Annotated in this window: 13 protein-coding genes and 1 pseudogene; all 14 read right to left on the reverse strand. The window is 42.7% G+C overall.

Annotated elements, in window-relative coordinates; all coding sequences use genetic code 11:
* The coding region (locus E4T82_RS02780; RefSeq protein ID WP_135181382.1) for a Cna B-type domain-containing protein at nucleotides 1–2,715 on the reverse strand (2,715 nt) is incomplete at its 3' end.
* A 10-nt stretch (nucleotides 2,716–2,725) separates the two neighbouring features.
* Nucleotides 2,726–4,501, reverse strand: a complete 1,776-nt coding sequence (locus tag E4T82_RS02785) for an LPXTG cell wall anchor domain-containing protein (RefSeq protein ID WP_167753547.1) — start codon at nucleotides 4,499–4,501, stop codon at nucleotides 2,726–2,728.
* A gap of 209 nt (nucleotides 4,502–4,710) precedes the next feature.
* Nucleotides 4,711–5,869, reverse strand: a pseudogene (locus tag E4T82_RS02790) (ISAs1 family transposase).
* Between the two features lie 246 nt (nucleotides 5,870–6,115).
* Entirely contained in the window at nucleotides 6,116–7,768 is a 1,653-nt protein-coding gene (locus E4T82_RS02795) for a sensor histidine kinase (RefSeq protein ID WP_135181384.1), read from the reverse strand.
* The gene (locus tag E4T82_RS02800; RefSeq protein WP_135181385.1) at nucleotides 7,761–8,438 is read right to left on the reverse strand and encodes a winged helix-turn-helix domain-containing protein; all 678 of its coding nucleotides are present in this window, start codon (nucleotides 8,436–8,438) and stop codon (nucleotides 7,761–7,763) included. The genes E4T82_RS02795 and E4T82_RS02800 overlap by 8 nt, the downstream gene beginning before the upstream one ends.
* Before the next feature lie 5 nt (nucleotides 8,439–8,443).
* A complete protein-coding gene (phoU, locus tag E4T82_RS02805; RefSeq protein WP_135181386.1) occupies nucleotides 8,444–9,085 on the reverse strand; it encodes a phosphate signaling complex protein PhoU in 642 nt (213 codons plus the stop codon).
* Nucleotides 9,085–9,834 (reverse strand): phosphate ABC transporter ATP-binding protein PstB, encoded by a 750-nt coding sequence (gene pstB / locus E4T82_RS02810; protein ID WP_135181387.1) that lies wholly within the window; start codon nucleotides 9,832–9,834, stop codon nucleotides 9,085–9,087. The genes phoU and pstB overlap by 1 nt, the downstream gene beginning before the upstream one ends.
* Nucleotide 9,835: 1 nt before the next feature.
* Entirely contained in the window at nucleotides 9,836–10,678 is an 843-nt protein-coding gene (gene pstA / locus E4T82_RS02815; protein ID WP_135181388.1) for a phosphate ABC transporter permease PstA, read from the reverse strand.
* A 5-nt stretch (nucleotides 10,679–10,683) separates the two neighbouring features.
* The gene (gene pstC, locus E4T82_RS02820; RefSeq protein ID WP_135181389.1) at nucleotides 10,684–11,529 is read right to left on the reverse strand and encodes a phosphate ABC transporter permease subunit PstC; all 846 of its coding nucleotides are present in this window, start codon (nucleotides 11,527–11,529) and stop codon (nucleotides 10,684–10,686) included.
* Between the two features lie 10 nt (nucleotides 11,530–11,539).
* Nucleotides 11,540–12,415 (reverse strand): substrate-binding domain-containing protein, encoded by an 876-nt coding sequence (locus E4T82_RS02825; protein WP_135181390.1) that lies wholly within the window; start codon nucleotides 12,413–12,415, stop codon nucleotides 11,540–11,542.
* 868 nt (nucleotides 12,416–13,283) lie between these two features.
* Nucleotides 13,284–14,354 (reverse strand): ABC transporter substrate-binding protein, encoded by a 1,071-nt coding sequence (locus E4T82_RS02830; protein WP_135181391.1) that lies wholly within the window; start codon nucleotides 14,352–14,354, stop codon nucleotides 13,284–13,286.
* Complete coding sequence (locus E4T82_RS02835) at nucleotides 14,351–15,124, reverse strand: ABC transporter permease (protein ID WP_135181392.1); 774 nt, start codon at nucleotides 15,122–15,124, stop codon at nucleotides 14,351–14,353. The genes E4T82_RS02830 and E4T82_RS02835 overlap by 4 nt, the downstream gene beginning before the upstream one ends.
* On the reverse strand, nucleotides 15,124–15,924 hold the full coding sequence (locus tag E4T82_RS02840; protein ID WP_135181393.1) for an ABC transporter permease: 801 nt from the start codon (nucleotides 15,922–15,924) through the stop codon (nucleotides 15,124–15,126). The genes E4T82_RS02835 and E4T82_RS02840 overlap by 1 nt, the downstream gene beginning before the upstream one ends.
* A complete protein-coding gene (locus E4T82_RS02845) occupies nucleotides 15,908–17,062 on the reverse strand; it encodes an ABC transporter ATP-binding protein (RefSeq protein WP_075098232.1) in 1,155 nt (384 codons plus the stop codon). The genes E4T82_RS02840 and E4T82_RS02845 overlap by 17 nt, the downstream gene beginning before the upstream one ends.
* Nucleotides 17,063–17,272 lie beyond the last annotated feature (210 nt).

Genomic DNA, 17,272 nt, shown 5'->3' on the forward strand with positions numbered 1-17,272 from the left:
TGCTGGCAACTCTTCATCAACCCTATAGGTAATAGCTTGACCATTCTCAAATTGTGGAAGATTGGTGAAGCTGTACTTCCACTCATCTTTCGCTGAGACTTCTTTAGTCGCAACTTGCGTCGTTTGATCTCCCACAGTTTTAAGAAGTTTCACAACTAGTTTCTCCGGGCGCTTACCGTCTTGGTTGTCATTATCGACCCAGGTCTTAACTCCTTCAACATCAATACTTGATTCATAAGCAGCAAATACATGAAGTGTATTATCAATATCCGGATTAAGAATTGTTGTAACATTTCTGGTAACGCCTGCTCTCGTAGTAAATGTTACCTCTCTAAAATTCTGATAGCGATCACTTGGGTTATCACTATAAATCGGAAGTTCCTTAGCAGGAGGCAAGTACCAATCTTTAAACTCATAATTTGTTAACGTTGGTTTCTCTTTGACAGAAGTCAACTCTTCAGGACTTGCTTTGATAGCTGGATTTGATTCATAAAAAGTATAAAGTTGCTTAATTTGCTGACCTTCAGTCATTTCATCTGGAAGCCCTGATGAAATGGTTGCATCTTTATGATTGGTGTGGTATACCAAAATCCCCCGTTGCCCTAGGACAATCGTATTTGTATCTGGATTTAACACATAGTCCCACTTGGCTGGTAAGACATGATCAGAAAACTCTGATACAGCCTGTGAATACATCCCATTCTGGTCATTGGCATCGTACTTTGTCCGATAGTGTGTCCACTTAGCATCTTCGACTGTTGGAGCATATCCATCAATCCCAGAAGCAACGACATAGCCAATATGTCGTTCTTGCTCTTCACTATTTTCATAGTTCGCATCTGGCTGTGCCTTCTCGCTGATACTAATATTTAGTTGACGAGAAAGTGGACCTGTCAGACGAACGGCGGACTGATTATCTAACACTCGAATATCATTATTACCTAACTTAGCTTCTGGCGTAACAATGACATCCTTGTTAGCATAGACTCCTGTACCAGGTAATTCTGCATTTTTCGTCGTATGGGGATTACCTGCCCACGTAGCAGGTCCAACTGCTGTTTGTGTGCTCATATCTACCTTATCTAATTTTAGATAACCATTATTATAGACATAGCCTCCAAGATTAAAAGCAGCCAGGTTACCGGAGCTAATCGTCGATTGATCCGTGATAGTAACCGCTCCGCCATCATTGTAGATGGAACCTCCATAATTCGCAAAGCCATTGGTCAAATTAGTACCTTTTACAAGGAGGACATTTTTAGCAGTTTCATCCGAACTTGGACCGACATAAATCGCACCACCTCTCCCTTGACCATTCCACCAATAAGATCTTGTATTATCAATTGTTGAATTACTTACTGTTAAGTGAACTCGGGCAGTGTCCTTCGCATGATAATTCCCTGCTTGAATCCCTTCTAGTGTTGGAGTAGAAATGGCGATCGCACCACCGAGATGGTCCGCTGCAACATTCCGAATGACAGTATTACTAATAATAGCATCTGGAGTCTGAGCATTATTATAAAAAGCAATCGCGCCACCATAACTAGCAAGACGTGGACCGTTCCAAGATGAGCCTGTTCCCGTCATCGTAGAATCCAAGAGTTTGAAACTTCCACTACCATAAATGGCAATAAATCCACCTGCTTCTATTACCTTGGCAGTACCTCCAGTCGAGGCATCAAATTGAGAGTCACGAATCACCAGTTGACTATTCTCGGAGGCGATTGCACCGCCCGAAATTCCAAATCCATCTACTAACTGATTAAACTTAAACGTAGCGTTCTCAACAGTTCCCGTACTACCCTCAAACTTGATGAAACCACCTGTGGAGAAACCACCTCGGTAAGGAAAGGCTGTATCTGCTCCATCAAAGATAAAGTCTGCTTGTTTGATGGTGAGGGTTGAATTTGTCACTTCAATTGCCCCTCCTTGGAAACCACCTCCAGCGCTAACAGTGTACGTATTATTATTTAAAAACTGAGTTCTAGTTCCATCTGATGCAGGCTCAATCGTTACAGTTGAGTCCTCTGATTTGATTGCACCACCCTCACCATGGGCACCACTATTTGTCGTTCTCTTTCCAGACAGATTATGCTTAAAGCTTCCCCCTTTGATTACCAAATCTGAATGCTCTGTGATATAGATGGCGCCACCGTGAGGTGACCCTGTCTGATTATCAATTGGGGTATCTATTTTTGTCGTATTATTAATAAATTGGGTGTTTATTGCTTTAACAGAGGAGTTGGTAGCATAGATTCCACCACCTTGGTAACGCTGTCTATTAATCTCACCTACCATTTGAGGTTCAAATAACTGAGTTGTTCCATTTTTAATGATAACATCTTCTAATATCAGCTCGGATCCATCTTCCGCCATAAAGATTCGCCCTTGATTATTTCCATCAAAAATAAGATTATTAACAGAAACAGTGGCATTTTTACTAATATAAAAGAGGTTTCTGATTCCTGATCCACTCGTGAGCTTTTTAGGTGTTCCATCTGCACTTCCAAATGTTACTTCTTTCTGTTCAATTACAATCTGATTTGTAAGAGTGAGATCATTAGATAGTTTGATGACAGATTCTCCATTTGCTAGGGCAAAACGTAGTTCTGACTCTGTGGAAACCACTGTTTCTGCATATGCTACGGAACTTCCGCCAAACCAAAAGAATAACATAGCAACAAAAAGAGAAAGATATTTTTTCACTATTTTCATCTATTCACACTTATAACCCTTTATGTTTTGACGATTTTCTCTTGAAAAACACTGTAGCCACTATCGCAAGCATACCAGTACCTAAAAGAGCGATTGCCCCATTTGAAGTATCGCCTGTTTTTGGCAGTACTTTTTTCTGTTCTAGGGTTGGAGCCGAATTTGGATTTGGTTTCGGTTCTGGTTTGGGTTCCGGATTTGGTTTTGGTTCTGGATTTGGTTGTGGCTCTGGATCTGGTTTTGGTTCTGGATTTGGTTGTGGCTCCGGATTTGGTTTTGGTTCTGGTTCTGGTTTGGGTTCCGGATTTGGTTTTGGTTCTGGATTTGGTTGTGGCTCCGGATTTGGTTGTGGCTCCGGATTTGGTTGTGGCTCCGGATTTGGAGCCGGCTTCTCAACAAAATCAAGTACAAGATTATTACGACTATTCATCGTATTCACTTTAGCAACACCACCAGGATATATAAATTCTGCTAAAAAACCAAGTGGACCAAGCGCAGAGGTATTAAACGCAATTTGCCCTCCAATTTCTCCCGTGATTCGGAGACTTGTATCACGAGTCCCATCAGTAACTTTCTGTGCATTGTCTTTGTCAATCCAAACATTACCAATACTACTATTTAGCGTCATATCTCCGACGATTTGATTATAGGTAAAATTCCGAGATGGATCAGTATCTGCCCCTTTGTTTCGAAGGACAGTCCGAATGATAAAGGTATTGAGTTGGTTAGGATTTTCAAAAGAGAATGTCGTTGTTAAACTATCTGCATTCGGTTTGTCCAAACTAATCATTGTTAATGGATTATACTGAGCATCTAAGACACCTACCACTTCGTAAAGTGCACTCGTGAATGTTAGGTTTTTCATAATCGGGTTAGTAGTTAAGCCATCCCCTAACACAACACGTAAATCTTGGAAAGTGTAAGCATTCCCTACTTTATTTCTATCTCCAGAAAAGTCTGCATTTTGATTTGCTACTTTTAAAACGCCTAACGGATTGCGTGCCACAATGACAGGAATGCGTTTATCATCCCAGCTAAAAGTAGAATTAAGGACAACATCATATCTATCTTCAGCCCCATTGTAGTAAACAGCTACCTTGTCACCACTTGCAGCCTCACCAAAATTATCACTCTCTACGAGCTCAGCATTTGGTACAGTATCCTCAGGGCTTTCAGACTTATTGATATAGAGGTGAGCTTTATCTTCAGTGATGTTAGCTGCCAAGTCCATAACGTCCATCTGTTGAACAAAGACAGGATAAAGTGTCACACCCGGAGAAGTATCTTTTACCGGCGTGCCTTCTCCATAGGTTTGCGTAGTTGCGGATGGATCTTCTGACCAACCCAAGAATACCTTTCGATAGGTACGAATATGCCAATCACTATTTCCCCAGCCATCTGGTAGGCCTAGTTTGTCATCTTCGCTCGCAAAGTTTTTTGTCACAACAGCACTTCTAGCGGCATTTGCAAGATTACGTGTAATCGTCGCGGCTGGTGTACTGGCATCAGATGAAGCTACTACTGGTTCTGGAGTAACTTCAGGCTGTATAATCGCTGTGGCTGATGCACCGGCATCAGATGAAGCTACTACTGGTTCTGGAGTAACTTCGGGCTGTGTAATCGCTGTGGCTGATGCACCGGCATCAGATGAAGCTACTACTGGTTCTGGAGTAATCTCGGCCGATGTAGTCGCTGTGGAATCCTCTGCTAAGACCAAAGGTGATACAACAGTGGAACCAACTCCAACTAAGCTAATCCCTAACAAAACTGAAGCTATTGCTGTTTTCATTTTTCGAATCGAAAAAATTTGACGTTGATTCATATTTAAAAATCTCCTATCTATATTATTTAAGTATTCCATCTTATTATAGCATATCTGTGGTGCTTGTCAATCTCAAAATACAATAAAAACACGTCGTACGCATGAAAATTTTCTTCCTCTGTATTTGTTTATCAAGCAATTTTTTTAAAGCAATAGTTGCTATCTTCCATCTTTCCTTATTCTTGTCTCCTGTCTGTAAAACCTAATTGCTGAAGGATCTCTTCTAAATGATAACTGACATACATACATTTGCGACGATAACTCATGCTGCCTCTGCCAAACTTCAGATGTTTGAGTGCTAAGAGACTAACTTTACGCAAAGCATTTAAATGAGAAGCCGCCCGCTGATCCAACGTTGTATTACTATCTTCCCGATAAACCACATCTAACAACCAATGCATACTTTCTACAGACCAATGCCCTCGAACAAAAGAGGCCAACTCTGCTCCACTAGGCTGGAAACTGAGAATATAGTACCGCATCTCCTCATGAACCTCTCCATTTCGATCAATCCGATTACGACTAATCCCTATGGAACGCAACTGCTTCCAGTCCGGATGGCGTTCAGAGAGCCACTTGGTTTTGGCAGAAGGACATTCCCAGTATTCCCGTGTCTCTATCTGGCCTCGAGTCTGTTCGAGCGTTTGATAATAATACTCTTGCTTCTGACCTAGCTTCTCCAAGAACCCTTTAGCATGAACATACTCGGTAATATCTTCATACAAAGTGGGCTGATTCCTCTTAACTGATAAGCAGTAATGACCACCGCTAGTAATAATCTGCTCTGCAATAGTCTTCTGGGTTCCCATTGCATCAATAGTGACGATAGCTTTTCGGATATCTAGTTTTCTAAGTAACCAGGGAATGGCTATACGATCTCATTAGACTTTTCCAAGACACGTGCTTGCCCTAGACTAATACCTGTACGCCCTTCAAAACCTGCCACAATATGAAGGGTTGTTGCTTAGCACTTGTATTTCCCCTCACTGTTTTTCCGTCAATAGAGAGGATTCGTTGATAGTTATCTGAAAAATTAAGAAGAACGTGCTCTGTAAAGCAAAGCCGTAATTCCTCAATGACACCTTCACTCACCATGCTTATCACACGTTCTAATGTATCATGAGAAGGAATCCCATGCTCTAAGGGGTGATAGGTTTCCAAAAGCGATTGATTGTAAACTAGAAAATCGGACATTTCGTTCCAATGCTCTATACCTGCTAGCTCACAGATAAAAACAAGAAGCAAGACAAGTGATAAAGGATGACGAACCTTGGACTGTTGACGGTGATCTAACTCACAACTATACTCATCAACTAAAAGAATAAACTCATACATAATGATTGCCTCCTACCAATAGGATACCACATGGAAAAGAGAATGGCTTTGATTAGTTCGCTTACATATAATTTCTGAAACTATTTCATATTCATGCGTTTGACGTGTCAATAAAAACCCAAAAAATTAGAAAAAAATTTAAACAATTCTTAACCATTTTGACCGTACTCCAGATCGTCCCATTGTTTAGGAGTGACATCTTTTCTGTAGTGTTTTGATTATGAAACCGTTGCGAAATGAATGGGGTTAAACAGGAAAGGTCACCGTCATGGTCGTGCCTTGATCTAATAGGCTATCTACCTCTATGCTTGCGCCATGAACCTGTAAGGCATACTTGACAATAGATAGGCCTAGGCCTGTTCCGCCCACCTGCTTCGAGCGACTCTTGTCAGCTCGATAAAATCGTTCAAAAATCCGTTCCTTATCTGCTTCAGCAATTCCCAAACCTGTGTCGACTACTCGAAAGACCACCGTGTCTTGATTGTCCGACAGTTCGACGCTGACCAGACCATTTTCTTTGTTATATTTGATCGCATTATCACAGAGATTATAAACAATAGATTGGAGAAGGGTTGGATTTCCTTTATAGTAAACTGTGTCTGCCTTCAAGGTTAGAGAAATCCCTTTCTGCTTGACCTTTTCATTTAAACCCGTCACTACTTGCTCGACAAGACTCGTGATATTTACTACTTCTTTGTGAATTCTTCCTCCCTCATCCAGCTGGGCTAATTGCAATATATCCTCTATTAACTGAATCATCCGCTTGCTCTCTTGATAGATTTTCGTAGAAAATATTTGCACACTGTCTGGAGAGGTTAGCCCCGATTGAAGCATTTCAGAATAGCCAAACAAAATATGGAGAGGGGTCCGCAATTCATGAGAGACAGTTGCTGTAAATTCTCTGCGGATCTTGTCTAAATAGTGCTGCTCTGTCACGTCAAAAAAGAGAATGACGGCACCTGTCTGCCCTGCTTCTGCCCAAATAGGACGAATGAGCACCTTGCTTTGTCTGTCTCCAACTTCAAAAATTCTCTCGGCTTTTTGATCGGCCAAGCCAGCTTCCAAGATTTCTTTTAGTCCTATATGGCGGGAAAAAGCTGGAATGAGGTGGCCGATGCTCGATTTCTCTAACTCCAAGAGTTGCCCCGCTGCGCTATTGTAAGAAACCAAGTAGCCCCCTTTATCCACAATCACCATGCCCTCTTTCATTTTCGAAATAATGGTGTCAAATTCTTCCCTTTTTTGCTGGAGGAGGCTTTCTTTTTCAGCTAGTTGTGTCTGGTGTAGCTCCAAGCGTCTCAACAAGGGGGAAAGTTCGACATACACATCATTTTCAAACGGTTTTTCCAGATCCAATTTTTCAAGTGGCTCCAATAACTTTCGCGAAATTCTCTTGGCAATAAACAGGGAACCCAAGCTGGATAAAATAAAAAGCAAGCCCATCCAAGGAGTCAGCTGCCCTAATAGGACCCAGATCGTTTGTTGGGACAAGGACAAGCGAAGTACTGTGCCATCTGCCAAGCGTTGAGCCGAGTAGAGCAAGCGTTGGGTCACCGTATCCGAATGTCGAATACTTTGACCACTTCCTGTTTTCTTCGCCTCCCTTACTTCCTCACGGTCGGCATGGTTGCCTAACTGCCCTACTGCACTCTCCGAATCATAGAGAACCTCCCCGTCAGGTGCAATCCAGGTGATTCGAAGCCCCCTGCTATCAACCTGTTCCAAGTAATGAAAGCCCTCCTGCTCTACCGCCTGAGCCATCAAACTTGTCTGGATACTCAATTGCTCTAGCTGCAAATCAGAAAAATAGTGAAAGAGATAGCCCAAGATAAGAAGAACAGAACCAAGCAAAATCCCCATTGTTGAGAGAAAAATAGCACGAAAGATTTTCTTAGTCATTATCGACCTCCAAGAGATAGCCTACCCCTCTGATCGTTTTAATATAGCTGGCTACTGAACCTAGTTTTTGTCGTAGAGTGCCAATGTGGACATCGACTGTCCGAGTTTCTCCGAGAAAATCCTGTCCCCAAACCTTGTCCAGCAATTCCTGTCTGGTAAACACTCGTTGGGGTGCCCGAATAAGTAGTTTTAGTAGTTCAAACTCTTTCAAGGTCAACTCTAATTTCTTTTCTTCCACGACTACCCGATGTCGTGCCAAATCCAGCTCAATGACCCCGTATTGCAACTGTTCTTCCTGTTCCGTTTTTTTGACACGACGGAGGACCGCCTTGATTCGAGAAATCATTTCCATCATTCCAAAAGGCTTGACCAAGTAGTCATCAGCTCCTAGATCCAGACTCTGCACCTTATCAAATTCTGTTCCTTTAGCCGTTGCCATCATGACAGGTATCTGACGGGTGGAAGCGTGTTTTTGTAATTCTTCCAGTATCGATACACCGTCCTGACCGGGCATCATCACATCTAGGATAATCAGCTCCGGTTCTGTCTCTTTCAAGGCTTTCCAAAAACTGCTTGCCTCTGAAAAACCTTTAGCCTCAAAACCAGCGGTTTTAAGGCTATAAAGCATTAGTTCTCGAATGGCATCATCATCTTCTACACAGTAGATCATTCATTTCACCCTTCTAATTGACCTGTGATTGAAAACTGAACCCATTTCGCGATATTCACCGCATGATCTCCAATCCGCTCCAAATACTTGGCAATCATCAGCAGGTCAATGGCCTGATCTCCATTAGCGGAGGGACTTCCTAAATAAGTGGCCAGCTTCTCTTTTATTGTACCAAAATATTGGTCAACTGTATCATCTTTTGCGATGATTTCCTGGGCTAGGGTATCACTTTCTTTGACAAAAGCATCCAAACTTCCAACCACCATCTGGCTGACCTGCTCTGCCATTTTCTTCACCAAGGGAATCTCATCTACTAGATGAATCGTATTGTGACTAATCAAGTCTACCACTTCTGATGACTGGGCGCCAATTCTCTTCATGTCATAAACCATTTTTAAAGCTGAGGAAACGGTTCGTAAATCACGGGCAACTGGCTGTTGACGCAGGAGCAATTTGAGACAGCGAGCCTCAATGTCTCGCTCCAACTCCTCTATCTGCTGGTAGGTTTGCTGGATTGCTTCCTCATCCAAACTTCCTAGGTCTGTTAGTCCCTCAGCAGAACGGGCAATCATCTCCTCACACAAGCCTCCCATATACATCATATCTTTCTGCAAGGCTTCTAACTGACTTTCAAAACGTGTACGCATTAACCAAACCTCCCTGTAATGTAGTCTTCCGTACGCGAATCTTTAGGCATGCTAAAGAGTTGACTGGTCTTATCATATTCCACCACTTCTCCCAGTAAGAAAAAGGCAGTCTGATCGGATACCCGCAAGGCTTGTTGCATATTGTGGGTCACCATGATAATCGTGTAGTTCTTTTTCAATTCCAAGACCAATTCCTCAATCTTGGAGGTCGAAATCGGATCCAAAGCAGAGGTTGGCTCATCCATCAGCAACACTTCTGGCTCAATCGCCAAGGCTCTCGCAATGCAGAGGCGTTGCTGCTGCCCTCCCGATAGGCCAAGCGCCGACTTGTTCAGACGATCCTTGACCTCATCCCAAATTGCCGCTTGCTTGAGAGAGCGCTCCACTATTTTGTCCAGCTCCAACTTTTTGTGAATCCCATGCGTACGCGGTCCGTAGGCAACATTATCATAAATGCTCATCGGAAAGGGATTGGGCTTTTGAAAGACCATTCCCACCCTTTTCCGAAGAACCGTCGTCTTTATCTCATTGTAAATGTCTTTCTGATCCAAAAGAACCTTACCGTCTATCCGACAATCCTTGACCAGATCATTCATCCGATTCAAACTTTTTAAAAGAGTGGACTTTCCACAACCAGAAGGACCGATAAAGGCCGTAATCTGATTGCTGGGAATTTCCAGATTGATCTGTTTCAAGGCGTGAAAATCTCCATAGTGCAGATTCAAATTCTGAATGCTAAATTTACTCATGTTAATTTCTTCCTAATTTTAATGCAATCCATTCGGATAAAAGATTCATGACAATAACCAGAAGCAGGAGAATAACCGCCGTTGCATAGGTCTGATTGACATAAATCCCCTCTCCTGAAATCAAATACATGTGCACCGCCAAGGTTCTACCAGAACTTGTCAAGCTACTTGCCACTTCTGCTACAGTCCCTGCTGTGAAGATGAGAGCAGCGGATTCTCCAATCACGCGCCCCAAGGCAAGGACAACGCCAGAAAAAATTCCAGGCAAGGCGGACGGGAGTACCACTCGAAAAATGGTGCGTAATTTTCCAGCACCGAGGGCAAAACTCCCCTCACGATAGCCAGATTCAACCGATAAGAGAGCCTCTTCTGTCGTCCGCATGATTAGGGGTAAAATCATGATACTAAGCGTCGCCGCCCCTGCCATTAACGATAGCCCCATATGAAGAAATTTGACAAAGAACAAGGCGCCAAACAAGCCGTACACAATAGACGGAATCCCTGATAAGGTTTCGGTTGCCAGACGTACAACGGTTACCAACGGATTGTCTGGACTGGCATATTCCGTCAGGTAAATAGAGGCACCTATCCCAATCGGAAGGGCAATAACTAAAGACAAGACCGCCATTAAGACAGTATTGAACAAGGCAGGTAACATGGAAACATTGGTACTGGAGTAGGTCCATGAAAATAAGTCCGCATTTAGATAGGGGGTCCCTTTCAATAGGATATAAAAGACGATGAAACTAGTCGCTAGTCCAGCCAAGCCTGCTGATAGATAGACGCTCCACCTCAAGAAGAATGATAGGTGATCGCGATTGGATTCTTTTTTTATAACTGACACAACGGCTACTCCTTTTTATACATCATGTAGAAGGTCGTATTGATGAGTAGGATGAAGATAAAGAGAACGACGGCCGTTCCGATTAGAGCCTCACGGTGCAGGTCTGTTGAGTAGCCCATCTCCATGACAATATTGGTGGTAAGTGTTCGCACACCAGAAGTCAATGAAGTGGGAATCAAAGGCTGATTACCGGCTACCATGATGACCGCCATGGTCTCCCCCATCGCTCGTCCCAATCCTAAAATAACACTCGCCAAAATCCCCAGTCTTGCTGCTGGCAAAACGACAAAGAAAATACTACGCTCATGAGAAGCTCCCAAGGCCAGTCCCCCTTGATAATAGGTTTCTGGAACAGCCCGCAAGGCCGCTTCTGATACACTAATAATCGTGGGTAAAATCATAATACCAAGCAAGATAGAGGCTGTTAGAACCCCCATTCCATGACCGCCGATGTAGTTCCGGACAAAAGGTACCAGAACTACCAGACCAAAGAAACCATACACGACAGACGGAATCCCTGCCATGAGGCTGACAGCTTTTTTAAAGAAGGGATACCATTTTTTCTTGCAGAAAAAGGCAAGGTAGAGAGAGGTTAAGATACCTATTGGAACACCGATAAGCAAGGCGCCAAAGGTCACATAAATGGAACCGACAATCATTGGTAAGATACCAAATATCTGATTGGAAGGTCTCCACTCCAAGCCGAGCAGAAAGTTTTTCCAACCAATTTCCTGAATAGCAGGCACCCCTGCTGAAAAGAGAAAGATACAAATAAAAACAACGGATAAAACGGAAAGGCAGGCAGTCATCAAAAAGACTGCTTGCATTCCGGCTTCTCTGAATTGGCGCATGAAACTCCCCTTAGTTTGAAATATAGGCTGACCACTGCCCCTCTTTACCAGTATAAATGTCCTGTACTTCCTGAATGGTTAGACCAGACAGGGGATTGTCTTTATGGACAATCAGGGCAATTCCATCCATTGCAATAGCTGTTGCAGATACTCCTTTTGAAGTTTCTGAATCCTTCAAGTCACGTGAAACCATTCCAATATCAGCACTGCCTTCAATCGCACTCGTCACCCCTGTTGACGAATCGCTTTGCTGAATTTCTACGGTCACCCCAGCATTGGCTGTCTGATAGGCTTCTTTTAGTTTCTCCATAACAGGATTCACAGAACTTGAACCCGCCACCACAACCTTACCAGTATTCGTCTTGGACTGGTAGGCTGCACTTGCCTTCACAGGAATATAGCCTGTATTTTCAACAATAGCCTGTCCGTCTGTACTGAGAATGAAATCAATGAAATCTTGTGCCGCTTCACTAACTGAATCCTTGGTCACAATATTGAAGGGACGGGCAATCTTATACTGACCGGAACGAATGGTTTCCACACTTGGTGCTACCCCGTCGATTTCGACTGTTTTAGTAGTTCCGTCCAAGGCACCTAGAGAGGCATAACCGATAGCACTGCTATCATCAGCAACTGTCGTCAACATAACCGCAGTTGAGTTGGTCACAATAGCCTGCGTAGTAGTATTGTCTACTTTCTTGCCTTCTGCATCCTTGGTTTCGATACCAAATAGCTCGATAAAGGCTCCACGAGTTCCTGAACCTTCCTCACGAGACACAACAGTAATCGGCTGATCTGCTGTATTCGCTTCTTTCTGACCGCAGGCCGCTAAAAGACCTAGACAAGCAAAACCAATAGCTGCAATTTTTGTAAAACGATTTGACATATAATCATCAACTCCTTAATATTTATACCCCTATTTTACAGGTTAACTATCAAATCTTTTCCCTCCTTTCTGTAAAGTTTTTGTAAAATTAAGATACGAAGGCGTTTGACACGAGTTTCACTCGTTTTATCTCCAACCTTCAACAGTCTTTCTAGACTGTTTGACACGAGTGCTACTCGTTCTATTTCCAACCTTCAACAGTCTATTCCCAGACTGTCTGACACGAGTGCTACTCGTTCTATTTCCAACCTTCAACAGTCTATTCCCAGACTGTTTGACACGAGTTTCACTCGTTTTATCTCCAACCTTCAACAGTCTTTCTAGACTGTTGAAGCGAGCAAAGCAAAAATAGGAGTTTTGGCGCAGAACATTTAAACGAGAGTTTGCTTCGCAAACTTCTATTTCCCGCCTCTAAAGGTATCCCATACCTTTAGAGCTAGGAAAAACTATCCCTAAAGAGAGCCATATCTGTAACCAGTTAAAACTGGAACAGCTACGTCTCTTTTTCGCACAGAGTTTAGGGCGTGTTCAATTCTAAGATATGAAACCGTTAAAAAACCGAATGAAATTTAGGAAACATTAAGACACAAGTCAACAAAATATCCTTAGATTTATATCATTTCGAGACATTACACCAGCTATATAGTCATTTAGTTTATATTTTTATTACTTCGTTAACTCGTCTTGCTGTACTATTGAGAAAAGTTACACTTTTCTTATCTATCACTTGAAATAGTTATCAACTATTTCAACTACCTGCGACTCGTTGCCTAGTACTAAAAATAAACTAAACGGCTATAACAGGATAGCCTCGCCATACAAAAAACACATTGAGCAGTTCCGAGTGGTAGGCTCAATGTGTTTTTCTTTATTTACGATACATCTTAAATTGTAGGTAGAAATCGTTGTAATCGCCTAGGAGTTTGCGACCAAGATTGTCGTATACTTCTAGTTTTTTCAAGGTTTCTTCTGAAGGGTAGAAAGCCTCATCATTTTTTACATCATCTGGCAGCATTTCCTTGGCCTTGGTATTGGGCGTTGCATAGCCGATATATAAGGCATTTTGGTAGGCATTTTCCGGACGTAGCATAAAGTTGATAAAGGCATAGGCTCCGTCAATGTTTTTGGCAGTCTTTGGAATGACCATATTGTCAAACCAGAGATTTGAACCTTTTGAAGGCACGACATACCGCAACTGTTCATTCCCATCAAGCATTTCACTCGCCTCACCCGAGAAACTCACGGCAATCGCAGCGGCATCTTGAATCATGTAGCCCTTAATTTCATCAGAGACGATAGCCTTGATGTTGGGCGTCAATTCGTAGAGATAATCCGCAGCTGCCTCTAGTTCTGCCTTATCACGAGAGTTTAAGCTGTAACCGAGGGCTTGAAGACCGATTCCCATCCCCTCACGGGCACCGTCTACCAGCATGATGTTATCGCGATATTCCTCTGACCATAAGTCTTCCCATTCACGAGGAGGATTTTCAACCATCGTTTCATTGTAAACAATTCCCAATGTTCCCCAGAAATAAGGAATGGAGTAATCATTGTTCTCATCAAAACTTAGACCGAGAAACTTAGGATTGATATGTTCAAGTCCCTTGATTTTTTTCTTATCTAGCTTCACAAGAAGAGCTTCATCTATCATCTTGGAAATCATATATTCAGACGGAATGGTCAAATCATAGGTCGTTCCACCCTGCTGGATCTTGGTATACATGGCTTCATTAGAATCAAAGGTCTGGTAGTCTACCTTGATCCCTGTTTCTTCCGTAAACTTCTCTAAGAGAGCAGGGTCAATGTAGTCTCCCCAGTTATAGATGACCAATTTTTCCTTTGTTCCCTCATTGGACTGGCTTTCTAGCTTGTGGCTAATAGCAAAGAGGGCAAGGACAATTACAGTAATCCCGATTAAAAAGGAATATAGACGTTTCATTCGTTGACCTCCTTTTCACGAGAGATGAAATAATAACCCACCACTAATAAAATACTAAAGAGAAAGACAAGGGTTGAAAGGGCGTTGATTTCAAGGGAAATTCCTTGACGAGCGCGGGAATAAATCTCAACTGAAAGATTGGAATAGCCATTTCCTGTCACGAAAAAAGTCACTGCAAAATCATCTAAGGAATAGGTAAAGGCCATAAAGTAGCCCGCAATGATGGCTGGTGTCAAGTAGGGCAACATGATTTCCTTGAGCATCTGGAATTGGCTAGCACCCAAGTCATAGGCTGCAAGCACCATGTCGGCATTCATTTCCTTGAGACGTGGCAGAACCATCAAGACCACAATCGGGATTGAAAATGCTACGTGGCTCAAGAGAACCGAAACAAAACCAAGTTGGAAGCCAATCTCAGTGAAGAGAATCAAGAAACTCGCTCCAATCATAACATCTGGCGCTACCATGAGGATATTGTTGATAGAAAGTAGCATATTCTGCCATTTTTGCTTGCCTTGGTAGATATAAATGGCTCCAAAGGTTCCGATGACCGTGGCAATCAAGGAGCTAAGGAAGGCTAAAAGGAAGGTTTGCGCCAAGATGAGCATCAAGCGACTATCACCCAGCATGGATGAAAAATATTCCGTGGTAAAGCCTGTAAAGCCGTTCATGTCTCCGCCCTCATTAAAGGCATAGGCAATCAGGTAAAAAATCGGAAGATAAAGGACAAGGAAGGTAATCGTCAGATAAACTTTGCCAATTTTTTTCATTATTTCTTCCTCTCTTTCGTTAGCCACATGGTCAAGAGCATGGCTAGAATCAAGACTACACCGATAGTGGAGCCCATTCCCCAGTTTTGCGTGGTAAGGAAGTGTTGCTCGATTGCTGTACCAAGCGTAATCACACGGTTACCGCCAATGAGGCGCGTCAGCATGAACAAGCTCAAGCTTGGAATAAAGACAGCCTGCACACCACTTCTAACCCCATTCATGGAAAGAGGAAAAATCACCTTGGTAAAGGTTTGCCAAGAATTGGCTCCCAAGTCACGGCTAGCATGGATAAGATGTTGATCCAAATCATCCAAGGCATTGAAGATCGGCAAAATCATAAAAGGAATTTCAACATAGCTCGCGACCGTAATGAATGAAAAATCAGTAAAGAGAAGCTGTTGGGTTCCCAAACCTAGAAATTCCAAAAATTGATTGATAGACCCGTGTTGACCAAAGATACCGATAAAGGCATAGGCTTTCAGGAGCAAATTGACCCAGGTCGGTAAGATAATTAACATCAACCAGAGCTGCTTATGTTTTAACTGCGTGAGAAAAAAGGCAGTCGGATAGCTAATCAGTAGGGTCACAAGGGTAATGATACCTGCATAGAGAATTGAATTCATACTCATCCGCAGGTAGGTCATATTGGGAGAATTAAAATAGGTCTGGTAGTTGGCTAGCGTAAGATTGCCATCAATATCAAAAAAGGATTTGTAGACAATCATAGCAACAGGCGCTAGGACAAAGAGGAAAATCCATAAAGCGTAAGGAAGAGCAAATAATCTAGAGGTTTTCTTCATTTCGTTCCTCCTCGATAGCATTGATCAAACCATCTTCGACTTCTTCAACCTCCACATATTCTTCGATACGAGCATCAAACTCTTCTTCTGTTTCATTGAGACGCATGATATGAATATCTTCAGGCTCAAAGTCTAGTCCGATCACCTCGCCCTCAATCGCCTTACGGGTCGAGTGAATCATCCACTCATTGCCCAAGTCATCATAGGCGATAATTTCATAGTGGACACCACGGAAGAGCTGGGTATCGACTTTCACCCTTAGTTTCCCCTCATCTGGTAGGGTAATTTGCAGATCTTCTGGACGGATCACAACCTGAACATGTTCGTTTGGTTTCATCCCACCGTCAACTGCTTCAAAACGCTTACCGTTAAACTCAACCAGATAGTCCTCAATCATTCGACCAGAAATAATATTGGATTCGCCAATAAAGGTGGCAACAAAATGGTTAATCGGCTCGTCATAAATATCAACCGGTGTCCCCGATTGAACAATCTCACCATCATTCATCACAAAAATCCAGTCACTCATGGCAAGCGCCTCTTCTTGGTCATGGGTCACAAAGACGAAGGTGATGCCTAAACGCTGCTGCAATTCACGCAGTTCATACTGCATATCAGTCCGTAGCTTCAAGTCGAGGGCTGATAGAGGCTCATCAAGCAAGACCACTCGCGGCTCGTTGATAATAGCACGTGCAATTGCTACCCGCTGGCGTTGACCACCTGACAATTTTTGAATAGCACGTTTTTCATAGCCTGCTAGTCGAACCATTTTCAGAACTTCTGTCACACGCCGCTCAACTTCTTCCTTGGGAATTTTTCGTAATTTAAGGGGAAAGGCCACGTTTTCAAAAACAGTCATGTGCGGAAAAAGTGCATAAGACTGGAAGACCGTGTGGACATCACGCCGATTGGTCGGTACATCATTGATGCGCTCACCGTCCAGATAAATATCACCCGAAGTAGCATCTAACAGCCCTGCAATAATATTCAAAATGGTGGATTTTCCTGAACCAGAAGCACCTAAGAGGGTGTAAAATTTCCCTTCTTCTAGCTCAAAATTGATATCCTTTAAAACGACTGTCCCACTATCTTCAAATACTTTTGAAACGTTCTTAAATTCGATAATTGGTTTCTTCAATTCTCATAATTTCCTTCTTTATATGGATTACAGATTAAAGGCTCTGTTAGGCCTTTTCTGACTCTAAGGTATGATCACTACCTTCTATACTACCGGTTACGATAGGCTTCACCTCCCTTACTATGGATTTTCTATTGGTTACTCTCTTCCTATTCTTTAAATCAAAAAGAGACTTTGTCAACTTGTATCTTAGTGGAAATAAGTTTCTAC

Source organism: Streptococcus cuniculi, assembly GCF_004570575.1.
Lineage (GTDB): Bacteria > Bacillota > Bacilli > Lactobacillales > Streptococcaceae > Streptococcus > Streptococcus cuniculi_A.

Coding starts and splice junctions, on each gene's coding strand:
- E4T82_RS02795 (WP_135181384.1), bottom strand. CDS start 7,768: ATGACTAAGAAAATCTTTCGTGCTATTTTTCTCTCAACAATGGGGATT.
- E4T82_RS02825 (WP_135181390.1), bottom strand. CDS start 12,415: ATGTCAAATCGTTTTACAAAAATTGCAGCTATTGGTTTTGCTTGTCTA.
- E4T82_RS02830 (WP_135181391.1), bottom strand. CDS start 14,354: ATGAAACGTCTATATTCCTTTTTAATCGGGATTACTGTAATTGTCCTT.
- E4T82_RS02840 (WP_135181393.1), bottom strand. CDS start 15,924: ATGAAGAAAACCTCTAGATTATTTGCTCTTCCTTACGCTTTATGGATT.
- E4T82_RS02835 (WP_135181392.1), bottom strand. CDS start 15,124: ATGAAAAAAATTGGCAAAGTTTATCTGACGATTACCTTCCTTGTCCTT.
- E4T82_RS02785 (WP_167753547.1), bottom strand. CDS start 4,501: ATGAAAACAGCAATAGCTTCAGTTTTGTTAGGGATTAGCTTAGTTGGA.
- phoU (WP_135181386.1), bottom strand. CDS start 9,085: ATGCGTACACGTTTTGAAAGTCAGTTAGAAGCCTTGCAGAAAGATATG.
- E4T82_RS02800 (WP_135181385.1), bottom strand. CDS start 8,438: ATGATCTACTGTGTAGAAGATGATGATGCCATTCGAGAACTAATGCTT.
- pstC (WP_135181389.1), bottom strand. CDS start 11,529: ATGCGCCAATTCAGAGAAGCCGGAATGCAAGCAGTCTTTTTGATGACT.
- pstB (WP_135181387.1), bottom strand. CDS start 9,834: ATGAGTAAATTTAGCATTCAGAATTTGAATCTGCACTATGGAGATTTT.